The organism is Sphingomonas sp. PvP018 (assembly GCF_017876865.1).
Taxonomy (GTDB): domain Bacteria; phylum Pseudomonadota; class Alphaproteobacteria; order Sphingomonadales; family Sphingomonadaceae; genus Sphingomonas; species Sphingomonas aerolata.
This window is the reverse complement of record NZ_JAGIOU010000001.1, coordinates 342660-366159: the sequence shown is the minus strand read 5'-3', so window position 1 is coordinate 366159 and position 23500 is coordinate 342660. Positions and strand designations below refer to the sequence as shown.

The 23500-nt window shown below is 65.6% G+C and carries 26 protein-coding genes and 1 tRNA gene; 10 read left to right on the top strand and 17 right to left on the bottom strand.

The window, feature by feature from the left end:
• The first annotated feature begins 81 nt into the window (after positions 1-81).
• The 5 genes from J3A66_RS01415 (at position 82) to J3A66_RS01395 (ending at position 4936) form a co-directional block, all read left to right on the top strand.
• Positions 82-1482, top strand: a complete 1401-nt coding sequence (locus J3A66_RS01415) for a M20/M25/M40 family metallo-hydrolase (RefSeq protein ID WP_209566641.1) — start codon at positions 82-84, stop codon at positions 1480-1482.
• Between the two features lie 154 nt (positions 1483-1636).
• The gene (locus tag J3A66_RS01410; RefSeq protein WP_031393308.1) at positions 1637-1903 is read left to right on the top strand and encodes a hypothetical protein; all 267 of its coding nucleotides are present in this window, start codon (positions 1637-1639) and stop codon (positions 1901-1903) included.
• A 123-nt stretch (positions 1904-2026) separates the two neighbouring features.
• Positions 2027-2102, top strand: a tRNA-Ile gene (locus J3A66_RS01405).
• 856 nt (positions 2103-2958) lie between these two features.
• Positions 2959-3510: an FxDxF family PEP-CTERM protein gene (locus tag J3A66_RS01400; RefSeq protein ID WP_107045822.1), complete on the top strand. Its 552-nt coding sequence runs from the start codon at positions 2959-2961 to the stop codon at positions 3508-3510.
• A gap of 973 nt (positions 3511-4483) precedes the next feature.
• Positions 4484-4936 (top strand): HIRAN domain-containing protein, encoded by a 453-nt coding sequence (locus J3A66_RS01395; RefSeq protein ID WP_209566640.1) that lies wholly within the window; start codon positions 4484-4486, stop codon positions 4934-4936.
• Between the two features lie 489 nt (positions 4937-5425).
• On the opposite strand, the gene J3A66_RS01390 is transcribed toward J3A66_RS01395, so the two are convergent.
• The gene (locus J3A66_RS01390; protein ID WP_209566639.1) at positions 5426-5635 is read right to left on the bottom strand and encodes a hypothetical protein; all 210 of its coding nucleotides are present in this window, start codon (positions 5633-5635) and stop codon (positions 5426-5428) included.
• 228 nt (positions 5636-5863) lie between these two features.
• Here J3A66_RS01390 and J3A66_RS01385 point away from each other — a divergent pair, with 228 nt between their 5' ends.
• Positions 5864-6124 (top strand): hypothetical protein, encoded by a 261-nt coding sequence (locus J3A66_RS01385; protein ID WP_209566638.1) that lies wholly within the window; start codon positions 5864-5866, stop codon positions 6122-6124.
• Positions 6125-6256: 132 nt separating this feature from the next.
• On the opposite strand, the gene J3A66_RS01380 is transcribed toward J3A66_RS01385, so the two are convergent.
• Positions 6257-6553 carry a hypothetical protein gene (locus tag J3A66_RS01380; RefSeq protein ID WP_209566637.1) on the bottom strand — a complete coding sequence of 99 codons (297 nt, stop codon included), beginning with the start codon at positions 6551-6553 and terminating at the stop codon, positions 6257-6259.
• Between the two features lie 1658 nt (positions 6554-8211).
• Between J3A66_RS01380 and J3A66_RS19180 the strand changes: the two genes are divergently transcribed.
• A complete protein-coding gene (locus J3A66_RS19180; RefSeq protein ID WP_245336657.1) occupies positions 8212-8871 on the top strand; it encodes a PEPxxWA-CTERM sorting domain-containing protein in 660 nt (219 codons plus the stop codon).
• A gap of 128 nt (positions 8872-8999) precedes the next feature.
• Here the strand turns inward: J3A66_RS19180 and J3A66_RS01370 are convergent, their stop codons facing one another.
• The 9 genes from J3A66_RS01370 to mdcA form a co-directional block, all read right to left on the bottom strand.
• Positions 9000-9344, bottom strand: coding sequence for a hypothetical protein (locus J3A66_RS01370; protein ID WP_107933800.1), 345 nt, complete (start codon positions 9342-9344; stop codon positions 9000-9002).
• A 46-nt stretch (positions 9345-9390) separates the two neighbouring features.
• The gene (locus tag J3A66_RS01365) at positions 9391-9960 is read right to left on the bottom strand and encodes a GAF domain-containing protein (protein WP_208620973.1); all 570 of its coding nucleotides are present in this window, start codon (positions 9958-9960) and stop codon (positions 9391-9393) included.
• Positions 9961-10112: 152 nt separating this feature from the next.
• Positions 10113-11024: an acyltransferase domain-containing protein gene (locus J3A66_RS01360; RefSeq protein WP_209566636.1), complete on the bottom strand. Its 912-nt coding sequence runs from the start codon at positions 11022-11024 to the stop codon at positions 10113-10115.
• The gene (gene mdcB, locus J3A66_RS01355; RefSeq protein ID WP_209566635.1) at positions 11021-11857 is read right to left on the bottom strand and encodes a triphosphoribosyl-dephospho-CoA synthase MdcB; all 837 of its coding nucleotides are present in this window, start codon (positions 11855-11857) and stop codon (positions 11021-11023) included. The genes J3A66_RS01360 and mdcB overlap by 4 nt, the downstream gene beginning before the upstream one ends.
• Positions 11854-12483: a malonate decarboxylase holo-[acyl-carrier-protein] synthase gene (mdcG, locus tag J3A66_RS01350; RefSeq protein ID WP_209566634.1), complete on the bottom strand. Its 630-nt coding sequence runs from the start codon at positions 12481-12483 to the stop codon at positions 11854-11856. Before mdcG ends, mdcB begins: the two co-directional genes overlap by 4 nt.
• Positions 12483-13199, bottom strand: a complete 717-nt coding sequence (gene mdcE, locus J3A66_RS01345) for a biotin-independent malonate decarboxylase subunit gamma (RefSeq protein ID WP_209566633.1) — start codon at positions 13197-13199, stop codon at positions 12483-12485. Before mdcE ends, mdcG begins: the two co-directional genes overlap by 1 nt.
• The gene (locus tag J3A66_RS01340) at positions 13186-14145 is read right to left on the bottom strand and encodes a biotin-independent malonate decarboxylase subunit beta (protein WP_209566632.1); all 960 of its coding nucleotides are present in this window, start codon (positions 14143-14145) and stop codon (positions 13186-13188) included. The genes mdcE and J3A66_RS01340 overlap by 14 nt, the downstream gene beginning before the upstream one ends.
• Positions 14142-14459 carry a malonate decarboxylase acyl carrier protein gene (gene mdcC, locus J3A66_RS01335; RefSeq protein WP_159510555.1) on the bottom strand — a complete coding sequence of 106 codons (318 nt, stop codon included), beginning with the start codon at positions 14457-14459 and terminating at the stop codon, positions 14142-14144. Before mdcC ends, J3A66_RS01340 begins: the two co-directional genes overlap by 4 nt.
• Before the next feature lie 10 nt (positions 14460-14469).
• Entirely contained in the window at positions 14470-16116 is a 1647-nt protein-coding gene (gene mdcA / locus J3A66_RS01330) for a malonate decarboxylase subunit alpha (RefSeq protein WP_209566631.1), read from the bottom strand.
• A gap of 165 nt (positions 16117-16281) precedes the next feature.
• Here mdcA and madL point away from each other — a divergent pair, with 165 nt between their 5' ends.
• Genes madL through J3A66_RS01315 form a run of 3 tightly spaced genes read left to right on the top strand, consistent with a single transcriptional unit; the run spans position 16282 to position 18195 of the window.
• Positions 16282-16725, top strand: a complete 444-nt coding sequence (madL, locus tag J3A66_RS01325) for a malonate transporter subunit MadL (RefSeq protein WP_209566630.1) — start codon at positions 16282-16284, stop codon at positions 16723-16725.
• A gap of 11 nt (positions 16726-16736) precedes the next feature.
• Entirely contained in the window at positions 16737-17501 is a 765-nt protein-coding gene (gene madM, locus J3A66_RS01320) for a malonate transporter subunit MadM (protein WP_056022622.1), read from the top strand.
• Between the two features lie 4 nt (positions 17502-17505).
• Positions 17506-18195 (top strand): GntR family transcriptional regulator, encoded by a 690-nt coding sequence (locus tag J3A66_RS01315; protein ID WP_056408419.1) that lies wholly within the window; start codon positions 17506-17508, stop codon positions 18193-18195.
• 10 nt (positions 18196-18205) lie between these two features.
• Here J3A66_RS01315 and J3A66_RS01310 read toward each other — a convergent pair whose 3' ends face one another.
• The 6 genes from J3A66_RS01310 to J3A66_RS01285 are packed head-to-tail and all read right to left on the bottom strand — an operon-like array spanning position 18206 to position 23494.
• On the bottom strand, positions 18206-19168 hold the full coding sequence (locus J3A66_RS01310) for a hypothetical protein (RefSeq protein WP_209566629.1): 963 nt from the start codon (positions 19166-19168) through the stop codon (positions 18206-18208).
• A gap of 11 nt (positions 19169-19179) precedes the next feature.
• Positions 19180-20256: an alpha/beta fold hydrolase gene (locus J3A66_RS01305; RefSeq protein WP_209566628.1), complete on the bottom strand. Its 1077-nt coding sequence runs from the start codon at positions 20254-20256 to the stop codon at positions 19180-19182.
• A 1-nt stretch (position 20257) separates the two neighbouring features.
• Complete coding sequence (locus J3A66_RS01300; RefSeq protein ID WP_209566627.1) at positions 20258-21058, bottom strand: TylF/MycF/NovP-related O-methyltransferase; 801 nt, start codon at positions 21056-21058, stop codon at positions 20258-20260.
• Positions 21049-21726: a hypothetical protein gene (locus tag J3A66_RS01295; RefSeq protein ID WP_209566626.1), complete on the bottom strand. Its 678-nt coding sequence runs from the start codon at positions 21724-21726 to the stop codon at positions 21049-21051. Before J3A66_RS01295 ends, J3A66_RS01300 begins: the two co-directional genes overlap by 10 nt.
• Positions 21723-23084, bottom strand: a complete 1362-nt coding sequence (locus J3A66_RS01290; RefSeq protein WP_209566625.1) for an amino acid permease — start codon at positions 23082-23084, stop codon at positions 21723-21725. The genes J3A66_RS01295 and J3A66_RS01290 overlap by 4 nt, the downstream gene beginning before the upstream one ends.
• Positions 23084-23494 (bottom strand): SCP2 sterol-binding domain-containing protein, encoded by a 411-nt coding sequence (locus J3A66_RS01285; RefSeq protein ID WP_209566624.1) that lies wholly within the window; start codon positions 23492-23494, stop codon positions 23084-23086. The genes J3A66_RS01290 and J3A66_RS01285 overlap by 1 nt, the downstream gene beginning before the upstream one ends.
• Positions 23495-23500: the final 6 nt, after the last annotated feature.

The following is a 23500-nucleotide window of genomic DNA, read 5'->3' as shown; positions in this document are numbered from 1 at the left end:
AATGAGGCGGGATTTGACGTGCGCAGATAGCGATGCGGCGGGCCGTTGGCAAACGGGGAGCAGCGACATAGGCTGTCGCGGATGATGAAGCACACGCTCGCGGTATTGGCCGCCTCCACCCTGTCCGTTCCTCTCATGGCACAGCGGACCGCACCACCCGCCCCTGCCCCGGTCGACGCGAAGGTCGCAGCCCTCCGCGATGCCGCGCTCAAGGACGAGGTCGCCTATGACATCGTCGAGGGGATGACGACCGAGATCGGCCCCAGGCTGGCGGGAACCGAGGCGGAGGCGCGTGCGCGTGCCTGGTCGGTGACCAAGCTGAAGGCGCTGGGGTTCAAGAACGTGCGGATCGAGCCGTACCAGATGCCCGTCTGGGTGCGCGGCGTCGAGACGGGCTCGATCCTCGCCCCCTTCCCGCAGGCGCTGAAGCTGACCGCGCTCGGCAATTCGGGTGCGACGCCCGTGGGCGGCCTGACCGCGCAGGTGGTGGTGTTCAAGACCTATGGCGACCTGGCGGCGGCGCCTGCCGGGAGCCTTGCCGGCAAGATCGCCTATGTCGGCAATGCGATGGAGCCGACGCAGGACGGGTCGAGCTATGGCGCGTTCGGGCCTGCACGGTTCGTGGGGCCGGCGATGGCGGCGAGCAAGGGCGCGGCCGCGATCGTGATCCGCTCGATCGGCACCGATCATCACCGCAACCCGCATACCGGCACGACCAACTTCCCCGAGGGCGTCACGCCGATCCCGTCGGCGGCGCTGTCGGTGCCCGATGCCGAGCTGATCGAACGGATCGCGACGCGCGGCAAGCCGATCACGATGACGCTCGTCCTGACCCCGCGGATGACGGGCACGCACGAATCGGGGAACGTCATCGCCGAGGTGCCGGGTACCGATCCCAAGGCGGGGATCGTGCTGGTCGGCGGGCATCTCGACAGCTGGGATCTCGGCACCGGCGCGATCGACGATGCGAGCGGCGTGGCGATCACCGCGGCGGCGGCCAAGCGGATCCTCGACGGCCCGCGCCCGCGGCGAACGATCCGCGTCGTCTGGTTCGGTGCGGAAGAAGTCGGCGGTTTTGGCGGCAAGGCCTATGCCGAGGCGCACAAGACCGAGCGCCACGCGACCGCGGGCGAATCCGATTTCGGCGCGGACCGCGTCTGGCGGTTCGAGACCAACCTGCCCGACAGCGCGAAGCCGGTCGCCGATCGCCTCGCCTCCGCACTCGCCCCGCTCGGCATCGCGCGCGGCGCAGGCGTCGGCGGTGACGGCACCGATGTCGGCCCGACGATGGCGCTGGGCGTCGCGGCGATCGACCTCAACCAGTCGGGTACGCGCTATTTCGACACGCACCACACCCCCGACGACACGCTCGACCGGGTCGACCCCGAACAGCTTCGCCAGAACGTCGCGGCCTGGACGACGATGCTCGCGATCGTGGCCAATGCGCCCGAGGAAATCGGCTCGGTCGTGCCAAGAAAGTGACCAGTTGCGGCAACCCGCCCGTCATCGGACTGTCGCAAAGCTTGCTGGGCGATGAATTTAGCGGATTGACCGCCGGTCGGGGGCCGCTATTTGACGGGGCTTCGCGACGGCAATCGGGTCGGCCGCGAGTGAAACTATGCTTGGGAGCATTCGAATGAAGAAGATCGTTCTGATCGCTGCTGCCGCCGGCCTGATGTCCGTCGCAGCCTGCAGCAAGTCGCCAGAAGCCGCCGCAGTTGAGAACAACGCGGACATGCTGGCTGACAACATGGAAATGCAGGCTGACAACATGGACGCCATGGCAGACAACACCTCGAACGCTGTCGCAACCGACGTGCTCGAGAACGCAGCCGACAACATGAACGCAGCAGCAGACAACGTCCGCGACGCTGCCGACGAGAAGACCGACAACATGAACTAAGACTGTGTCGGGCGCTTGCGCTCGACAGCGTTTTAGAGTCGGAAAGGGCGTTCCTTCGGGAGCGCCCTTTTTCTTTGGCACCCTTTTTCTTTGGAAACGCTTGCGCTAACGCAGGCGGCGGTGGGGCCTGTAGCTCAACGGTTAGAGCTGGCCGCTCATAACGGCTAGGTTGCGGGTTCGATTCCTGCCGGGCCCACCAATATCTAAAATAGTGACTACCTTACCTCGTCAGGAATGCGCAGAATTGCGTCGTTTGTGGGGGTTTTCCTTCTCACACGTTCCATACGGCGAACTGAGAGTGCGGGATATTTGGGGGTATTTTTCAAATGGTATTTTCTGCCCCCCAGATGTCATGATTCGGCCCGGATTTCTGCGGCTTGCGGAGCCGCTCCGGCTTCGGCGGAAGCACCTGGTTTGAGGGTGTCGATGATCATGCTGGGCGGCCTTGCGACGATGATCTCGGCAATGCCCGCCGCAGCGCACGCCGCGGTGCAAGTCGCGGCGAACCGCGAGTGACGAACCGCTTTAGATCGGCGGCGTTACGCCCTATCATCGTAGAGAGGCCAGCGAGGCTCCTGCCTTGCTCTTTGGCGAGCTCGGCAGTCGAACTCGCGGCGTTTGCATTCTCATTGGGCGCATCCAAACAACGAATCAGGGTAGCGCCCGAGCTATACTGCTCCTTTTTTGTTCTCAACCTGCCTGCCATCGCCGGGCGGAACGAGGCACGGGATAGTTCGGAAAACCTCGTAACTCGGGGAGGCTTGAATGTCGCTGGAAGAACAGTGTGCCCGTCAACAACTATTGGAGATTTAGGTCATTCTTCTTGTCTTGTTAACCAAGTCTGAGCAGGGCCTATTGCACGCTTCTACCGTGGAAAATGCCCCCGGATGCAAACGATCCGGCCGCGCGACTTCATGACGCTCATCGCACTCCGCTCACGATGCACGATTGTCCCGAAACCACACAATGGTTGGGTGGTGGCCGTTTTCAGGCAATTGCATAACTCTATGGCCCCCTTTACTTTTTTTCCAAGGAACACGTAAAAAGGGACCATCATGAAGCGTTTACTTCTTTCGACAATGGCATTCGTATCCGCATTTGCGATGGCCCCAGCGGCTCACGCAGTTAACTTCACTCCGAACGACCCGGAGTTCACCGTCAGCGGCGATATAAAGAATGGTACCGTTTCCGCAGACTTCGGCCGGGCGGGCATCAAGCGTGGTGCATTCACGGATACGTTCAATTTCATCATCGACCAGGCCGGTCTGGCTAGCGGTACGCTCAGCACGAGCACGACGCGGTTCTTCAGCCCGACCGATCTTGATATCCTGTCGGTGTTCATCAATGGCTTCGCAGCGTCGAAGACTGTTGTCGGCAAGGCCGAGTTTTTCGAGATCAACAACGTGGCGATCGCAAAAGGTGCGACGAACCAGATCGTCGTGAACGGCCTCTCGCGTGGTAACGGCTCCTATGCCGGCACCGCGACCTTTGAGCCGACGGCAGCAGTTCCCGAGGCAGGTACCTGGGCAATCATGCTGTTCGGTATCGGCGGTATCGGCTCGTCGATGCGCGTTCGTCGTCGCCAGGCGAAGATCGCATTCGCCTAAGCACATTTCACAGCCGGTCCCAGTGTCCAGCTGTGTGACGGCAGCCGTCAACCTTTCGAGGTTGGCGGCTGTTTTTATTTCAATCCAGCGCGATTGCGGCTGCGGAGGGATTGATGTGGCGCGACGACCGCCGTTGACCGACACCGAAGCGTACGGTCAGGCGCGCACTGGTCGAAGTCGACTTCCTTATGCCGTCCACAGCCACGGATCAGATCCATGGTCCGGATACCCAGGGACCGCATGGGTCGTGTTTAAGTGGTCAAACGTCGACGGAGTGACAATGCAGAAAATCCAATAAGAGCCGCGCTCAGCGAGACCGTCAACGGTTGCGTAGACACACCAGCAGTCCGCCCAACCCTGCGCTGTCTCTGACATCACTGCCCCGAGCGCTGACCCCTCGTGTTTTTTGGGAAGCCGCCGCGCAGCAGGATAGCGAAATCGGTCGGTGCCAGAGTGTGACGGCCCCTTTCAACAGCATTGTGCGGCGACTGCGTCGATCCGGCGCATATACCGTAGTCGGCAATGCGCGGGCAGCATTGGCATCAAGAATTTTCAGTTAATCCACTTTAACCGCATGGAGTTGCAATTACTAAACAGATTCAATGCATAAATCCCCTTGTCGAAAGACAAGCAATTTCAAATCTGGGGGTTCAAATGCGCTACTGGCCAATCGGCAAGCCCATTCGGGGTTAACATTGCCATCAGCTTGGGGGTCACTATTGGCATAATTGCCGCATACTGCAGGATGCAAAGCAATGCATTAGTATGCCAATGATGACCCTTACAACGGCTGAAGTTAAAAATGCCCGGCTTTCCGAGCCGGGCATTTTTTGTGTTCACGACCGCGTCATATCCTTTGCCGGAATCTAATCGGTGCATGTGCGAAAAAGCAAGGCCAAGGGGTTTCACTGCTTTTTGCATAGCTGTGTGCGCAGTCTTAAACCGCCCGCCTATCAGATAGCCAATTAAAGGCGTGCGTTACGCCGAACTTCTGCGACGGCCCTTCGTTGATCGCATCGACTTTCCGAACGAGGACACGAGCAAGAGCAACCGGCGCATGCTGTGCGCGCCTGGCGTAGCGATCGAGCTGCGCTTCGAGCCGAGCAACCCGTTCGACAATAACGCGGTCGCCATCTTCAGCGAGCGCGGCACGCAGCTGGGCTACGTCAGCGCCGAGCAGGCGTCGTTGATCGGCAAGCGGATAGCGGAAGGCGAGGCGATCGCCGTCTTTCAGACGATGCACGGAAGCAGGGTGCTTACCCTGCCCGACCCGGTCCCCGATGCTCCAAAGCGCCCACCTCCCCGCCAGGCTCGGCCGGAGCAGCGACCGGTCTGCGATCCCCACGCCTTTTACCCGACAAGGAAGGCCCAGAATTCGGCGCTTAACATCGGGCTTGCGGCCCGGTTTGACCAATATGAAGCTTAGCAAGTTCGTTCCGTACTATGATCGACTGCCAGGGCAAAGGCTGGGGCTAAGGCCCGCGAAGATAGATTTGGGAAACGGAACGCCCTCAAAGCAATGCGTGCCGCACTGCTCGAGATGGTGCCTGAATCGCACTCTGGTTACCGAACTTCCGATCCAGCTGAACTGTCCGCAGACACTGCAAACACGTTGCACCCTGGCAAGATAGCGCCAGTGGCCGCGCAAGAGCGGTAGGCGTCATTCTCGGCATGGTGAAGTGCATCGGCTAAGAAAGAGGCTACAAGCGGATTGTTAGTTACGTCGGCGACGTGAAGCGCCCAAGCGATCGCGGAACGCAAGATTTCTGCGTCGTGTCCAAAGGGCGTGTTCATGGGGCGGTTTGTTACAAAGCGAATGCTTGGGAGCCAAGCTCGCGTTCGGCATACAAGGTTAAGATCAACCTAGGTTACTTTCCGTCAGGACCCAAGCCAGCCTGACTGAACGCGCTGCCAGCTATACTGGTGAGCAAGGATCTGAATGGGGCACCTGACCGATCGCGTCACGCTGTTGCCGGCGTGCCGAGGTGCACCCAGCGAGCAGCTGATCGGATAGGACTGATGCCGCTTCGATGTCGAGCGTGACAGCAACGCCCGGCCCATCAATCAGCACCCTCCCCTCGTTGGCTGAGACGTTCAGAATTTCCGGACGCAAGGTACGCAGCATGCCAATTCTCCCGTAGAACAATCAGCGACCAATGGCGGCACATCGTTCCGTGTATTGATCCACGGCAGGACGATACTCAATGACCGAGATCGCTCGCCTCGTGTTGAGGGAAGCCTTGAGTTTGGAGCGGAGCAGCGCGCTAGCTAGGTCAGAAAACGTCAGTTCCAGTGACGCTCTTGCATACGAAGGTCGATCGTATACTTTCGGTCGAATTGCAGGAGTCGAACGATGAAATATCGCGTTGCAGTTGCGCTGATCCTCACTCCCATTGGCGTAAAGGCGCAAACGTCAGAAGCCCCTGCCACGGCCGTAGCGGCGCCAGCCAAAGAGAAGAAGATCTGCCGGTCAATGACGCCGACGGGCTCCTTCATGGCCACGCGCGTCTGCAATTCGGCTGCAGCGTGGCGCAAATTTGATGGTATTACTGCTGATGGCGCGCAGCAGACCCGGGATGTGTATCGAATGACCACGACCGGCGTGCTGCACTGAGGTGGATGAGGAAGGGCCGGAGTTCGGGGCATCGCGTCCAAAGGGGGCTCCTGGTTCTGGCGCGTAGACTCGTTCAGTGTCAGAACGCCCTCTCCGACCATCTGGTCGAGGCGGGTCCAGCGCTCCGGCCGTTCACGACGCGCCGTGGAATCGGCTGAGGTGGTCGTTGTAGTGGTCCCGCAGCGCGTTCACGTCCTTGACGCGGTTTTCGCGTTCTTCGTCGAGCGCGGCGTGCACCGCTTTCGAATAGGTTTCTTCCGCCCGAAGGTCGGCCTCAAGGGCAGCCAGCCGCTCCTCGAGGTTCGCAACTTTGTCCTTGAGCGGGGAGATGGCGTCTTCTGATACGTCTTCTGCGATCGCCATCGTTGCATCGTGCGCGGTCTGCCGTTCCTTACATCCGATCAGCGCCAGCGGCATCGCGACAAGCATTAAAACCCGCATAGCACTTCCCCGCCCCCCAAGATCCGAGGCTATGTATACGAGCTGCAGCACTCCTGGATTTAGGATTGAGGGTGTCGATGATCATGCGCCGCTCGCATGCGCCGCGAGGGCCGCAGCGGCGATTTCCTGCAATGCTCGCCGCCTGACAGTGGAATAGGATGCCGCAATCTGATTGAGCGCCGAGAGAAGCTGCTCATTGCGCGCGCACAACGCCGCTTTCGTCATGCTGGCACGAAGCGGCGGATTCCCGACACTTCGGCCGCGCATAACCGTCGCAGATTAGGCGTTCCGGGGGCGGCTCAGGGGGTATTTCGAATTACCCTCGCCCAATATCCCCGCAAGGCCATCCGAACATGCAGCTGGCGATTTCCAAACCTTCCGGCCGCAGCCGCACCTGATGCGCGGCAACGCCTTGTCTCGCGCGAGCTGACAGGATCCGTAGGCTCTCCCGGTGACCAAGGATCGCGCGCGCCCAGTGCCCGCTCGTCGGCGTTGAGGACGATCGCGCGGTGGCGGCGTTCCTCCGCTGGCAGACGTCGCGGCGAACCGCGCGTGACGAACTGGTTCATCTAGGCGACCTCTCGCCCTATCATCGTAGAGAGGCTAGCGAGGCTCCTGCCTGCTCCTTGGCGTGCTCGGGCAGTCGGATGCGTAGGGGTTACATCCTCATCGGGCGCGTCCGGGCAGCGAATCAGGATCGCACCTGAGCTGCATCGTTCCGCTATTATTCCCAACCAGTTTGCGGCTGCCCGCAGTCCGAGAACGCGCGAGGATTCGGAAATTGAAGCAGCTCGGGGGGCCTCGACGTCACCCGGTCGCCAGCCTAGCCCGTCGTCAAATAAATGACTGTTGGGTCACTCTTCGTGTCTTGTTAACCATACAAAAACAGGACTTATTGCGCGCTATGACGGTGCGAAACGCGCCGCGGAGCAGAGGATGTTTCAATGGTAATGATCCTGGTGGGCTGGGCCGGCTCTTCCGTCGCAGCTTTTCTCGTTCTCGGGTACGCCGCTCACAAGCTCAAACACGTATGAAGCGGGGACCGGGTTAGGATCCACGCGCGTTCTATCCGGACGAGGACGGGCTCGACCGGGGAGCCGATCGAGAGCGTCGAGCGACTGACGACGGGCCGACCTGCACCGACCGAGCAGCTGATCGGAAGAAACGGACGCCGCCTCTATGTCGCGCGTGGCGGCAAGGCCGGGTCCGTCGATGAGCACCCTCGCTTCCTTCGCCGAGACGTTCAGAGCTTCAGACTGCACCTTCGACTGCATGGCCAGACGCGATGCCATTTCTGGTCATCGATCACGATCATGCATGTCCGATGGCGCTTCCCATCCGTAAGATCATGAGGCACGGCGACCGCCGCCAGTTGCGACACCGCATCCGTCACGATCGGGCCGGAAAACTTCCGTCGGGAAGTGGAGCAGCTGCACCTTTCCCGATCGGTAGGGGAACCTAGACCACTCCCGCCGCTTGCTCAGGGAAATTCGCATCATATAACCGGCGAATCCAAGGATATGCGGAGGTCTCCTATAATCCGATTGGAGTAGTGCGGCTTAAGCCATTAGGATTATCGTCGAGAATTCCGGAGTATGATAAGGAAAGAATGGCGACGCTGGTTGCCGACTTTCGAGGATAGTCCCATGATAAACAAGGCAATCATAGTCGGAATGCTTGGATTGACGGCAATTTGTGCGACACCCGCTGCAGCTGTATCAATCATGGATCCGACCGACGACTTCATTCCGTCATATACTGCGGGTCCACGTTTTGCAGATCTCGACGTCACAGGCTTCTCGGTCAATTACGACAGTATGTCGCAATTCTTCACGCTAGGCGCCACTTTTGCCGGGGATATCGATCCGCAGACGGCGGGTCTGTACATTTTCGGCGTCAACACCGGTACAGGCATCGCCAGACCTTTTGCCTCGATCGGTCAACCCGATGTGATCTTCAATCAGGCCATCGTGATACAGAAGAACGGCACCGGATCGGTCGGTCCAAACGCCTTGGACCCAGCTGGTATTGCCATCGCGGGAAACATGCTGACAGCGCGGGTTCCGCTCGCCTTGTTGCCGAGCACGGGCTTTGGGCCAACGCAATATGGGTTTAATCTCTGGCCCCGAAACGGTGTGGGTAACGTCAACCAGATTACGGATTTTGCACCTGAAAATGCGACCGTTTCGATCGGCGCGGTTCCAGAGCCGGCAACGTGGCTCATGATGCTCGTCGGCTTCGGGGGCGTCGGCTTCAGTCTCCGCCGGCGCATCGGTAAAGTCGTCACAGGTACTGTTTACGCCTGATCTCGATGGCAGTTCATCCCAGATAGAGCCGCCGCCCTTCAATGGTCGGCGGCTTTTCAGTCCAGCGTCATCTGCGTCTGATTTCTGACCCCAGAATGAGGGCGTCGAGGATCCTGCAGCTTGCTGAACTATATAATCGCCGAAGGGGTTCCTAGTGCGACAATATGCTCGACGGCGTCCTCGGTAATTTCCTGGGCACCCTCCAGCCCGAATTCGCCAAGATAGGACCAGGCGACCCACCCGACATATCTCGGCAGGCCCGGAATGGCGAGGCCGACGGATCGGCCGATCGTCACGCCATAATCCGCTTTCACCCTAAAACCACGCGTGGAGACGCCCGTCACGGTCGCGGGTATCATTTCGCCCAGCGGGGTGATCAGAAGCGCCCCCAGGTTGACGAGATGCCGGGATGCGCAACGACGTTCGATCAGCGCCGGCGAGATATCGCTCGCGATTTTGCGATACATATTCATCTGAAGGCTAGCTTCGGCAGTTTGCGTCCTTGCACACACGTGGCCATCACGGTCGCTGGCTTTGCATCGAAGACTGGACTGCCTTACCGCCATCGACGTCGGCCTGCTTGCTTATGGCGTGGACAATCGCCTCTGCTTCTTTCTTCAACGCGATGATCCGCGCCCTGTCGTCGTCCGTGACGAAGTCACGGGGTTTTTCATCGAAGACGCACAAGGCTCCGAGTACGGTGCCGTCTTCGTCGCGTAGCGGCGCACCGATATAGAATTGAATGCCTTCGATCGTGTCGACGAAGGGGTTGCCGGCGAAACGCTCGTCTGCGCCGGCGTCCGGAACGATCGTCAGTTCGTCGGGGGATAGAATGGCATGCGCACAGAAGGACGTAGACCTCTTATAGATGCCGGCCTCGAAACCCGCTGCGGACAATACGTAAGTCGAGTCCTGATAGACGATGGTGATGGCGGCGGACTTTGCTTTCAGGGTATCGCGGACAGCATCCAAGATCGGCCGGAATCTGCCGACATGCGGACTGGCGATGAGATTGCTTGTCGCAATGGCCCTTTCGCGCTCGCGTTCATTTTCCGGCTTATCCGCCATGATGTAGAACGAGATCGACATATCATATCCTAGCCCTATGTGCCCAATCGAGCAGATAGGGAGCCTAAGCGTCCGTTTGCCCGGCCTATGACGATATAAAGCAATAGCTAACAAAGGGTTGGCATCACCGCCCGCCCTATCGAACGGCACCCTCCCCTTGTCTCTCCCGACGTTCAGCGGGCAATCCAGGCGGTGATTCCGGCGGGGCTGCGGAAGTCGTCGACTGCGCGGACGTCGAGCGTGGGATAGGCGGCGCGGACCATGTCGGCGAGCGCGGTGCCGGGGCCGAGTTCGAGCAGACGGTCGACGCCGCGTTCGACGAGTGCCTCGAGCGTGGCGGCCCAGTCGATCATCGTGTCGAGCTGTGCCGCGAGTCCTGCGATGCCGGCGGCGCCGCGGACGATTGTGGCGTCGGTTGCGCCGATCAGCGTGCGACCCCGGCTCGGCCGTGCGGGTTCCTCCGTGAGCAGCGCCGTACGGAACGGCGCGACCGCGGCGGACAGGCGACGGGTGTGCGACGCGACGCGGACCGCGATCGGGCGAGCGGTCGCTGCGCCCTGCGACAGTGCCGCGTCGCAACAGGCGGCGACCTGCGCGCGGGTGCCGCCGATCACGAACAGAAGGCCGGGATTGACGATCGCGATGCCGCAATCGAACCGTGCGACCAGCGCCTCGACCGCGTCGCGCGGCAGGCCGCGGACGAAGCCGAGGCCGTCCTCCGCGCCGCCTGCCGCGTCCATCGCCGCCGCCCGCGCCGCGGTGAGCCGCAGCGTGGCGGCGGGCGACCACAGGCCGGCAATGCCCCAGGCGGTCATCTCGCCGACGCTATACCCCGCGACCAGCGCCGGACCGATCGGTTCGAGACAGGTCGCCGCCGCCAGCCCGCGCGCGACGCACAGGATCTGGCTCGTCGCATTGGCGTGGAGCCGGTCGTCCGCGGCGGTCCGGACGAGCTGATGGACGTCCTGTCCGAGGATCGCGGTGGCCGCGGCCAGGATCGGTGCGGCGGCGGGCTCGTCGACGAACAGGTCGAACATCGCGCGGTCCTGCCGCCCCTGCCCCGAACAGAGCAGCGCGAGCGTCACGCGTCGTGCGCCGCGACGAAGAACGTCATCGCGAGCAGGTCCGCACAGCCCCCCGGACTGAGCCGCCGGGCGACGAAGCCGTGATGGACCGCGATCGCGCGCGCGCGCCAGTCCGCCGCGGCGATGCCCCCGGCTGCGAGGAAGGCGCGGGCCTCGTCTTGCGCGAAGGCGAGACCCGCGGGGCCGCCGCGATAGAGGAGATTGGTGTCCGCGACGCCGACGATCAGCGTCATCAGGACCTGCACCGCCTGCGCGTTCCGGTCGTCGGTCCGCAGCCGTCGCGCGGTGGCGAGCGCGGGCAAGGCGGTGGCGTAGAGCGCGGGGAAGCCGGCGGCGGCCTCGGCGCGTGCGCCGCCCGCGGCATGGCGGCGCGCGACCGTGGTGCCATGGCTGTGCAGCGCGACGGGCCCGCGCAGGATCTCCGCGCCCCAGTGCTGCGCGACGATCGTCCCGAGCGGTGCGGCGATGCCATAGCGCGCGCGGAACCCCGTAGCGGCGCAGAGCAGGCCCATGCCGAAGATCGCGCCGCGGTGCGTGTTCACCCCGCCCGTCGCGACCATCATCGCCGCCTCCGCCGCGATCCCGATCGCGCGCAGGCGGGCCATCCCTGCCCCCGCGGCGCCCGCCTGGGCCAGCGCGGCGAGATAGGGTGCGAGCGCGTCGGCGCTGCGGTTCATCATCGCCGCATCCATGTCGTCATGCGCGCCCGGATCCACCGGGCTGACGAGGCCGGGCTTGGGATAGGTCGCGATCTCGCGACGGAGGCACAGCGCGGCGGCGTGGCCGATCGCGTCGGTGTCGACCGCAGGTGTCGCCGCGACGAGCGCGGTCATGTGAACACCGACGCGCGCGGGGTCACGCCGTTCGCGTGCGCCGCCTTGACGAGCAGATCGGGGGCGTCCGACGCCCATTCGCGCCATTGTACCGCATGCCCTTGTGGGGTGAGCAATTCGCCGTCGATCCGCATCGGTACGGTCGCTCCGATGGTCAGAAGCGCGCGGGCACGTGCGGTTGCGGTGCGCTGATCCGCCACCGTCCAGAGCAGGTCGAGATCCGAACCCGGCGACAGATAGGCCAGCCCTGTCAGATGCGCCCAGGCGAGGCTGCCGAAACAGCGCGTGTCCGGGTCCAGCGTGACGAGCGCGGCGATACTGTCCTGCCAGGCGGGGGGTGCCGCCGCCGCCGCATCGCGCAGCAGCGGCGGCGGGGCGTCGGCGCGGATCGCGTCGGGGGGCACGGCGAAAGCGAGCCGCTGCTTGCCGATCGACGGCGGCAGCGGCAGCCCGAGCGGGACCAGGCACGGCAGTTCGCCGACGACCTGCCGCCGCGCGATCAGCGGGCGGTCGTCCCTGGCCCAATCGGCCAGCAGCGCCGGGGCGTTGGCGAGCCCGTGCGCGGCGAGGATGGCGGGCCAGCGCTGCGGGTCGATCCAGACCAGCCGGTGTCGGTCGAAACGCATCAGCGTCGCGCCGCCGCGTCCACCTCGTCCGCGATCGCCGCGGCCTTGGGCCGGCCCTGGCGCTCTGCCCCGAGCGTCGCGCGCGCATCGTGGTCGCGCGGCGTGGCGAGCAGCACCGCGAGCTGATCCGCCAGGCTGCGCTGCGGATCCCAGACCTCGGCGACGCCGCCGACGCTGACCAGATTGTCGAGGCCGGGGGCGAAGACCGGGGTCGTCTTCGCCTTGTCCTCGAGCAGATCGATCGACAGCTTGGTGACGCGCGCCATCGAGGCGAGGTCCATCACCTCGGGATGCGCGCCGGGCAGCGCAACGAGCGTGTCGCAGGCGAGCGCGGTGGCGATGAACGCGCCGGCCGCGCTGCCGCCATAGAGCAGGCCGATCGTGCGGTGGCCGCGCGCCTCGGCGAGCAGCAGCGACTTGGCGAGATGCGCGAGATATTCGCTGAGGCCGAGCAGTTCGTCGCGGCGGCTCATCCGCTGGCTCGCGCTGTCGACGAGGAAAAGGATCGGCGCTTCGTCGTCGCTGCGCGCAATCGCGAGCACCGCGGCGGACAGGCGGATCGCCTGGTCGATGCCGATCGGCGCGCGCGCGTTGGCGCCGATGACATGCACGACCCGTCCGTCGGGCGATGTGCCGCGGCCGAACAGCAGGTCGCCCTCCGCGGTAACATCATGTCCGGCCGGAAACAGCGAGTCGAGGATCTCAGCGGGCGTCATCGGCGCTCTCCCGGTACTGGGCGGCTAGGGTCGCGAAGGCGGCGGAAGGCATGTCGGGGATCGCCTGCGGGTCGTCGATGCCCAGCATGCGCCAAATGTCGGTCGCGTCGGCGGCGTCGCCGAACCGGGCGATGCGGCGTTCGAGGCGGTCCTGTTCGGCCGCCAGCGTGTCGAGATCGAGACCAGGTCGCTCCCCTCTCCCGACCGGGAGGGGGGAGGCGTTCCGGACGGAACCTGCCTTGGCTGGTCGGCCGAGCGCCGCGAGCATCGCCGCGCGGAACGCCGCGGCATCGTCGTCGACGAACAGGTCCGCGCCGCCGATCAGCGTTCGGTGCTTGCCACCCATCGTCCGCCAGACCAAGGCGCGGTCGCGCGAGTCGAATTCCTCGACACCCTTGTTGGTCTCGATCACCTCGGGGCCGGTGACGCTGATTCGCCCCTGTTCGGATATGATCAGCGTCGAACAGCAGCCGGCGATCAGCCCGCCGCCGCCATAGCAGCCCGCGCGGCCGCCGATCAGTCCGACGACGCGCACGCCCGCGATCCGCGCTTCGGTAACGGCGCGCATGATCTCGGCGATCGCGATCTCGCCGGCATTGGCCTCCTGCAGACGCACGCCGCCGGTGTCGAACGCGATCACGACATCGCGGTTAAGGGCTTTGGCGGCGCGGAGCAGCCCGGTGAGCTTGGCGCCGTGGACCTCGCCGAACGCGCCGCCCATGAAGCGGCCCTCCTGCGCGGCGATCAGGATCGGCGTGCCGTCGACCGTCGCGGCGCCGACGACGATGCCGTCGTCAAACTGCGCGGGCAGGTCGAAGATGCCGAGATGCGGGCTGGTCTCGCGCCGCTCGGGGCCGACATATTCGGTGAAGCTGCCGGCATCGACCAGCGCCGCGATCCGCTCGCGCGCGCCTGCCTCGTACCAGCTTTGATGAAGGTTGCTCATGCTTCGGGCTCCTCGATCATGCGGACGGCCTGGGCGAGGCGCAGCGACACGGTATCGGGTCGCGCGCCGCCATCGTTAATCGCGATCCGCAGGCCGCCGGCGGCGCGCCGGCCGACGAAATCGGCGACCACCGCGTCCCACAGGTCGCGAAAGCCGTGTGCTGCGGTGCTGATCTCGATCGCGCACCGATCGGCCGCGTCGCCGCGCTCGACCAGCACTTCCAGATTGCCCGACGCGACCACGCCGACCAGCGCCATCGCGCGCGTGCCGCCCGCGGGCACGGGCGCGGCGATATCGAAATGCAGGATTTCCATGCTGTATCCCCTACCAGTTCCGGAACCGGCTCGGCGGCCGGTAGAGCCCGCCCGAGGCGAGCATCAGGTCCTTGATCGAACGCGCGGCCAGCATGTTGCGGTTCGCGTCGAGCGGGTCGATGCCGAGATCTTCGGGCCGCTGGATGATCTTCCGTTCGCGCAGCCGTTCGACCATCGCCTTGTCGCGGCCGCGGCCGATCTCGGTAAAGCCCGCCACGCCGCGGATCGCCTGTTCGCGCTCGTCCGCATTGCGGCACAGCAGCAGGTTGGCGATGCCCTCCTCGGTGACGATGTGCGTGGTGTCGTCGGCATAGACCATGATCGGTGCGAGATCGAGATCGAGCTTCTCCGCCAGTTCGAGCGCGCCGAGCTTCTCGACGAACAGCGGCGCATTGCCCTCGCCGAACGTCTCGCCGATCTGCACCACGAGCTTCCGGCCGCGGCGCAAGGGTGCCGCGGTGTCGGGATCCGCCTCCGCGCCGGCCTGCAACCAGGGAGCGCTCGGATGACGCCGGCCACGCGCGTCCGAGCCCATATTGGGCGCTCCGCCAAAGCCGGCGATGCGATTCGCGGTGATCGTCGAACTGTGCCCGGCAAGATCGATCTGCAGCGTCGAGCCGATGAACATGTCGCAGGCATACAGCCCTGCGGTCTGGCTGAAGGCACGGTTCGAACGGAGCGATCCGTCGGGTCCGGTGAAGAAGATGTCGGGCCGCGCGGCGAGATAATCCTCCATGCCGACTTCCGAGCCGAAGCAGTGCACCTGCTCGACCCAGCCCGCCTCGATCGCGGGGATCAGCGTCGGGTGCGGGTTGAGCGCCCAGTGCGTGCAGATCTTGCCCTTCAACCCGAGCTTCTCGCCATAGGTCGGCAGCAGCAGCTCGATCGCCGCGGTGTTGAAGCCGATGCCGTGATTCAGCCGGCGCACACCGTAGGGCTGGTACAGCCCCTTGATCGCCATCATCGCGGTGAGGATCTGAGTCTCGGTCATCGCCGCGGGATCGCGCGTGAACAGCGGCTCGACATAGAAGGGGCGCCCGGCGTCGAGCACGAAATGGACCTGGTCGCCGGGGATATCGACGCGCGGCAGCGTGTCGACGATCTCGCCGACCTGCGCGATCACGAGGCCGCTGCCGAAGCTCGTCGCCTCGACCACGGTCGGCGTGTCCTCGGTATTGGGGCCGGTATAGAGATTGCCGTGACGGTCCGCGCTGACCGCGGCGATCAGCGCGACCTGCGGCGTCAGATCGACGAAATAGCGCGCGAACAGTTCGAGATAGGTGTGGATCGCGCCGAGCTCGATCTTGCCGCCGAACAGCATCTTCGCGATCCGTGCCGATTGCGGGCCGGAATAGGAGAAATCGAGCCGCTTTGCGATCCCGCTGTCGAAGATGTCGAGATGCTCGGGCAGCACGACGCCCGATTGCACCATGTGCAGGTCGTGGATCCGTTCGGGATCCATCGCGGCGAGCCCCCGGGCCAGCACGTCCGCCTGCTTCTGGTTGTCGCCCTCGATGCAGACCCGGTCACCGGGCCTGAGCACCGCTTCGAGAAAGTCGACGAGCGTTTCGGGATCGACCAGCTTGCCGGTGGCAAAGCCCCGGCCCGCCGCAATCCGCTCCTCGCGCATCTGCTTGCGCGTATTCCATTGCCGCACCGCATCGCCTCCTGACGCTTATTCTGGCCCTCTTGTATTCGCTATTGCTCAGAACGCAACCCTGTGCATACTTAGCGCCGTATAAGACGCCAGATCGAATACATTGAGAGGATATGCCATGAGCGAGTCCCTACCCGTTGCCGCCGCAAATGCGGGACGCGGCGCATGATCGCCGGAGTAGCACTACTCGCGATCTGTACGCTGATCGGGCAATTGCTGGGCGAAGGCCTTGGCGTGCTGCTCGGCGTGAAGGCCAATGTCGGCGGAGTCGGCATCGCGATGATCCTGCTGATCGCCGCGCGGATGTGGCTGAAGACGCGCGGTCGCTACAATGAAGGCGTGTCGCGCGGGATCGGCTTCTGGGGCGCGCTGTATATCCCGATCGTCGTCGCGATGGCGGCGCAGCAGGATGTCGTCGCCGCGGTCGAGGGCGGTCCGATCGTGCTGATCGCGGGCGTCGGCGCGCTGGTGCTGTGCTTCAGCGCGGTCGCGATCATCAGCCGGCTGTCGGGCACGCCCGAGACGATGGACGAGATCGAGGCACGCGAGACGCGTGAAGCCGAGATGGCGATCGCCGCCGGATCCCCCGCCCCGATCACCCCGCGCTGAGGACCGAACGCATGGAAATGATCACCAAGGTCCTGACCGCCAATGCACTGCTCACCGCGTTCGCGGTCGTCGGTATCGTCATGTGGCTGTCGAATATACTGTCCGCCAAGCTGACGATGGGCCGGGTCCACGGCTCGGCGATCGCGATCCTGATCGGGCTCGCGCTCGCCTTCTGGGGCGGGATCGCAACGGGCGGGCACAAGGGGCTCGCCGACCTGCCGATGCTCGCAGGGATCGGGCTGATGGGCGGCGCGATGCTGCGCGACTTCGCGATCGTCGCGACCGCGTGCGAGGTCGATGTCGAACAGGCGAAGAAGGCGGGGCTGATCGGCGTCGTCGCGCTGCTGCTCGGCACGATCCTGCCGTTCATCGTCGGCGCGCTGGTCGCGGCGTCGTTCGGCTATACCGATGCGGTGTCGATGACGACGATCGGCGCGGGCGCGGTGACCTATATCGTCGGGCCGGTCACGGGCGCGGCGATCGGGGCGAGCTCGCCGGTCATCGCGCTGTCGATCGCGACGGGCGTGTTCAAGGCGGTGATGGTGATGGTCGGCACGCCCCTGGTCGCAGGGCTGATCGGGCTCAACAACCCGCGCAGTGCGATGGTGTTCGGCGGGCTGATGGGGACGGTCAGCGGCGTGTCGGGCGGGCTTGCCGCGACCGATCGCCGGCTCGTGCCCTATGGCGCCTTGACCGCGACCTTCCATACCGGGCTAGGGTGCCTGGTGGCGCCGTCGATCCTCTATCTGATCGTCCGCGCGATCGTGGGGGGCTGACAGCGTGGCGGATATCGAGAGCGAAGACACGGGGCTGCTGTCCGACCGGATCCGCAACGCGCTGACCGATGCGATTTCGTCGGGCGAGCTCGCGCCCGGCACGATGCTCGACGAACAGCAGCTGGCTGACCGCTACGGCGCGTCGCGCACGCCGGTCCGCGAGGCGCTGCGCCAGCTCGCGACCAGCGGGATGGTCGAGGTCCGCCCGCGCCGCGGCGTCATCGTCCGTCATGTCACCGCCGAGGAGGTGATGGACATGTTCGAGACGATGGCGGAGCTCGAGGCGGTGTGCGTGCGGCTCGCCACCTACCGGATTACGCCGCTCGAACGCAGCCGTCTGCTGCGGGTCCACGAGGCGAGCGAGGCGGCGGTCGTGGCGGGTGACGTCGACGCCTATGACGCGCTCAACCGCGAGTTCCACGAGGCGATCTACCGCGCGGCGCACAATGATTTCCTGGCCGACCAGGCGATCGCGGTGCGGACGCGGCTCAACGCCTTCCGCCGGATGCAGCTGCGCCAGGACCGCCGCCTCGCCAGCTCGCGCGCCGAGCATGACGCGGTGATGCGCGCGATCGCCGAGGGCGATGGCGACGAGGCGGCGCGGCGGATGCGCGCGCATATGCTGAATGCTGCGAGCGCGCTCGACAGCTATATCGCACACCAGGACGCCGCGCACGCCAAGCCGGCGGGATGACCGCGGCGCGTCAGGCTCGGCGCCCAGGGGGCCGGGTCATCATGTAGATGCCGACCAGCAGCAGGTCGGGGACCCACAGGAAACCGCCGCGCATGTAGAAGTCGGTATTCTGGCCGGTCCAGAGCCAGTTGAACTTGCCATTGGCGAGCCACAGGCCGTCAAAACCCTCGATCAGCGCCCCCTGGAGCAGCAGGATCGCGAGCATCCGGGGCTCGCCGCGCCGGACCGCGAGCCACAGGCCGAACAGCAGGAACAGCCCGTAAGCGAGGTTGCGCGTGCCGATCCACCGCGCGGGCAGGATCGCCCCGAACAGCGCCGACCCCGTCCCCCAGTCCGGAAACGGCCGGAACGCCGCCATCCAGAAGCCGGTGCTGTCGAACCACCACCAATAGGCGAACAGCAGCTTCATCCCGGCATAGGCGAGCGTGACGACATAGCAGACGATCACGAAATGGCGGTCGATCCAGCGGCCTGCCGCGCTTGGCCGTGGCGGGATCGGCGCTGTCGGCGTCGCGCGGGCGGGGCTGCCCGACTGGCCGGCGAACACCCATGCCGCCGCGAGCAGCGCGACCACCCAGCCGACACTGACGAGCATCGCGCCGCTCGATGCCGGCGGTGCCCAGCCCACCGCCTGCCCGCGGATCAGCCAGACGGCATCGATCGTCTCGATCAGCGCCGCCTCGCAGGCAAAATAGGCCGGCAGACGATAGGCGCGCAGACACAGCGCGATGATCACGGTGGCGAGAAACCCGATCGCGTGCATCGCGGTCCGCGTACCGAGCCATTTCGCCGGCAACAGCGCGCCATAGAGCGCGGCACCGCTGCCCCAATCCGGAAAGGGCCTGAACAGCAATTCCCACCGCGCGATGCCGTGAAACCAGAAATCGCCAGCGACCAAGGCCTTGCTGGTGACATAGACGAGCATCACCGCCAGTGCGGCGAGGAACGCGGGCACGGAGTGGCGGACGGGCATGATGCGCGCTTTCAGTTCGACCCCGAGGGGTGGCTGGTGGGAGAGTCGCCCGCGGCCTGCGGATTGGCGGGCCAGCGGCCGGGGGCATGGACGCGGATCCAGTCCACGACCGCGTCTATGAGTTCGGGGGGCGGCTTGAGGATCATCAGATGCGGCAGGTCACCGAGCAGCAGGAAGCGCTTCTGACAGGTAAGCTGGTCGAACAGATGCTGTTCATAGGCGACGGGGAAGACTTCGTCGCCGCGTGACGAGATCAGCATCAGCGGCGTCGTGATCCGGTCGAGCGGCCGCGCGAGGTCGGTCTTGGCGAGGGTCGAGATCGCCCCGAGGCCGTAGGCGAGCGTGACGAGCGGATCGGTGCGCATCAGTTCCATCGCCGAGCCGCCGCCGGGCAGCTTCAGCTTGTCGAACGGCAGGTACCAGGTGACGGGAATCGACCAGGCACGCAGCCGCAGGAACAGCCAGCACAGGAACGGCACGAGCCACAAGGGCGGCTTCAGGATCGCGATCTGGCGGATCGTGTTGCCATCGAGCCAGGCGATATTGTGGCAGACGACGGTGGCGACCGCGGGATCGTCGGTGGCCGCGACGTACAGGCCGATCACCCCGCCCTGGCTGCTGCCCGAGAAGACCACCTTGCGGCCAAAGCGCGCATGCGCCCAGGCGCAGACGGCGCGCGCATCGTCGATCGCCTGCGTCACGGTGAAATAGCCGCGCCAGCGTCCGCTCCGGCCGTGACCGCGCGGGTCATAGGCGACCACCGTGCAGCCGCGGCGGTGCAGGTCGACGAGCAGCTGCGCGTAGAGCTGCGCATAGGCCGCGGTCCCCGGCATGAAGACATAGACCGGCGCATCGGGCGTGCCCTGCAGCACATAGAGCGCGAGGCACACGCCGTCCGCGGTCCTGAGATAATCGCGCGCGAAGCCATTGGGCGCCGCATCGATGCCGAAGCGGGCATACAGACCGGCGAGATAGGTGATGAGCGTACATTCGCACGCGCGCCGGCGGTGCATGTACCATTGGCTGACCGCGAGCCACAGCAGCATCCCGCCAAGCAGGAGGGCGGCGAGGATGGACAGGATCACCATCTCAAGCCGCCGCGCCACGTCGGGTGGCGGCCGGATGGACGGACAGGCGCCCTGCCCCGGCGCCGTCCGGGGGGACCGCCGCCACCGCCGGAGTTTCAGGCACGCCGCGGCAGACGATCATCGCCTGCGTGCTCGGCAGTTCGATCGGTCGTTCGGGCCGTGTCGCGAGGAAATCGGCAAAGGCGCGCTCGACCCCGGGCAGCATCGAATAATCGTGCGACAGGATGATCCCGCCCCGCACCATCCGGGGATAGAAGAAGGCGAGCCCGGCCAGCGTGCTTTCATAGAGATCGACGTCGAGATGCACGAAGCTGAAGCGCAGCGCATCGAGCCCGGCCGTCGAGGCGGGAAACGCGCCGGGATGAAACCGGACCATGTCGAGATCGGCAAGCCGCGCGCGCACCCGCGGCAGGCTGGCCTCGAACTGCCCCCGCTGCAGGACTTCGCGTTCGTCCGCGCGGGGTTCGGGAAGCCCGGCGAAGCTGTCGAACAGATGCAGCGCCCGCCCCGGCGCCGCGGCGGCGATCAGCGACGCGGACGTCCCTTCGAACACGCCGAACTCGGCCATCTCGCCATCGAGCGCGGCCTGCGCATGCGCGATGCCGTAAAGCGTGAACGACTCGTTCGCGGTCAGCAGCGATTCGCGACCGCGTTTGCTCCGACGGATCAGCGCGAGCGTGTCGCCGCGCTTGTGCCCCCGCAGCGACAACGACTCGATCGCCGAGGCGAGCCCGATTGCGCCGCGGCGGAGCAACCGGCTGCGCCCGACGATGCGCTGGACCTGAGGGTGCTTCATCCACATCGGCCGGTCTCCTCCACGGGGCAAAAGGCGAGCGCCGCGTCGGCGGCGATGCCGTCGGGCAGGCGCAGGTCGCGCCATGTCCAGCGCGTGCCGCCGAACTGGAGCGTGCCCGCGCTGGCGGACAGGGCGAATGGCGACTGGGCGCGGACCGACAGGCCGAACCCCGTGCCCTTCACTAGCGCCTCGTGGCGAGTCCAGCGGCGCGTCACCTCGGAATCCGGGAGTGCGTGATCGCGGCACAGGAACGGCGCGCGGTCAGGCCCGTGGCATTCGATATCGATGCCGAGTTCGGTGTCACGGGCGAGCGCGGTCAGCGCGATCGTGCCGCTCCGGCTGGTGTTGAAGTAGAGCGGCACCGATCCGCGCGACCGGATGCTCGGCTTCCCGCGTGCCCCCGACACGATCTCGACCGCGTCGGCGGACTGGCCGAGCGCGCGCGCCAGCAGGCCGCGCAATTCGAGCCGGGCGCGGCTGGCGCGGGTTACGTGCGTATCGGTCGCGCCGGTGTCGGTCGGCGGGGTGGCGGGCAGATCGTACAGCCACAAGTCGATGAACCCGCGCTCCGGCATGACGCAGGTTGCAGCCGCCCAGTCCGCGACGATCGCGCCGTCGCTGACCGCGACGCGTGCATGCCGGGGCGTGGACTGGGGGGGCGACGGCGTCGTCACCGGGCTGCACCGACAGGCGCGCGGACGGCCGCCTGCTCCTGCGACCGGCGGGAATAGAGCGTGAACACCGTGACGAGCAGGATCGCGACGGCAACGCCGGCGATGGTCTGCGGCACGATCGCGGGCACGGTGAACAGCGATGCCACCGCGATCAGCGGCATCAGGACGATTACCGCCCAGTGGCTCGCCCCCGGCAACCGGCTGCGGAAAGGCCGGGCGAGCTCCGGGCGACAGCGGCGCAGACGCTCGACCGCGTCGACATAGGCGGCATAGATCAGGCAGATGATCGCCGACCCGACCAGCCCGACGACGAGATACAGGTCGAACGCCGCGATCAGCAGCGCGGCGACCAGGCCGAGGCTTCCCAGCACGAGCACGGCACCGACCGGCGCGCCCGTATCGACCTGTACCCGCGCGACGAACCGCGGCAGCGATCCCTCGCGCGCGAGCGCTTGGAGCAGTTGCGCGCCGCCCATGATGCCCGCGTTGAACGTCGAGACGATCGCGCCGAGTCCGACCAGCACGGCGAGCGCGATGCCAGGGCTGCCCAGCAGCGCGGTGAACAGCGGCACCTGCGGCGTCGCGCTCGTGGCGATCAGGCCGTGCGGCAGCCTTGTCCCGAGCGCGGCGACGAACAGCCCATAGGTGACGAGCAGCGTCCCGATCGCGACGAGCATTGCGATGGGGACGCGCCGCGCATAAGCCTGCCGCGACAGGCCGATCGGGGTGACCCATTCGAAGCCGGTATAGATGAAGATCGCGAGCGCGATCGCCGCGGGCAGCCCCGCCCAGCCCGCGGGCGCGGCTGTGGTCGTCAGGCCTCGCGTCGACGTGATGCCCGGTGCCGGCAGGAACCACAGCGCGGCCGTGGCGGTGACGAGCAGTACCGCCATCGTCCCGAACGCGGTGAGGATCTGCAGGCGACGTGGAAGGTCGAGCCCGCGCAGGTTCGTCAGCACGACGACGGACATCAGGACGACGATCGACACCGTCGGTGGCACGGCGGGCAGCGCGGCCTGCACCACCATCGCAAAGCCGTAGCTCTCCACCCCCGCGATCATCACGACGAACAGCAGATAGGCGTGGACCAGCACCAGGGCCGCGACCGGTCCGAACGCCGCGCGGAAATAGGTGATCACCGCAGGCGAGGAGGGCCACATGCTCGCCAGCTCGCCGATCGCCGCGCCGATCACCGTGCAGATCACGCCGGCGACCAGCAGCGCGACCAGCGCCGGGCCGGTGCCGGTCACCGCGAACAGCCCCGAGACCATCGCAAAGGCCGAGTTGCTGAGCGCCATGCCCGCGCCGACCGCGACATAGAACAGCCACTCGCCGCGAAAGGACAGGCCGGTCGCCATCACAGCCCCCAGATGACCATGGCGAGCGCCTCGAGCTTCACCTTGTCGCGCGCGTCCGAATAGACTTCGAGCTGTCCGTCGATCACCGCCGAGGACGGATTGTAGCGGCCCGCGAAGATCTCGATCAGCGTCCGCTCCTCGCCGCTCAACGTCACGAACGGGGTGTCGCCGGTGCCCTCGGTCCCGTCGCGGATATCGGTGACGCGGGTGCCGGTCACCGTCAGCACGACGCTGCGCGCGGTGTCGGTCGCGTCGACAAGCAGGCGGCGGTTCCAGCCCGCCGTCAGCTTCGCCGCGCGGACATTGGCGTTGAAGCGATCGCGGAAATCGCCGAGCCAGTGATCGAGCGTCTCAAGTGGAACGGCGGGCTGCGCGGCGGCGGCTGCGGCGGCTGCGGCGGCAAATGTCATCGCGAT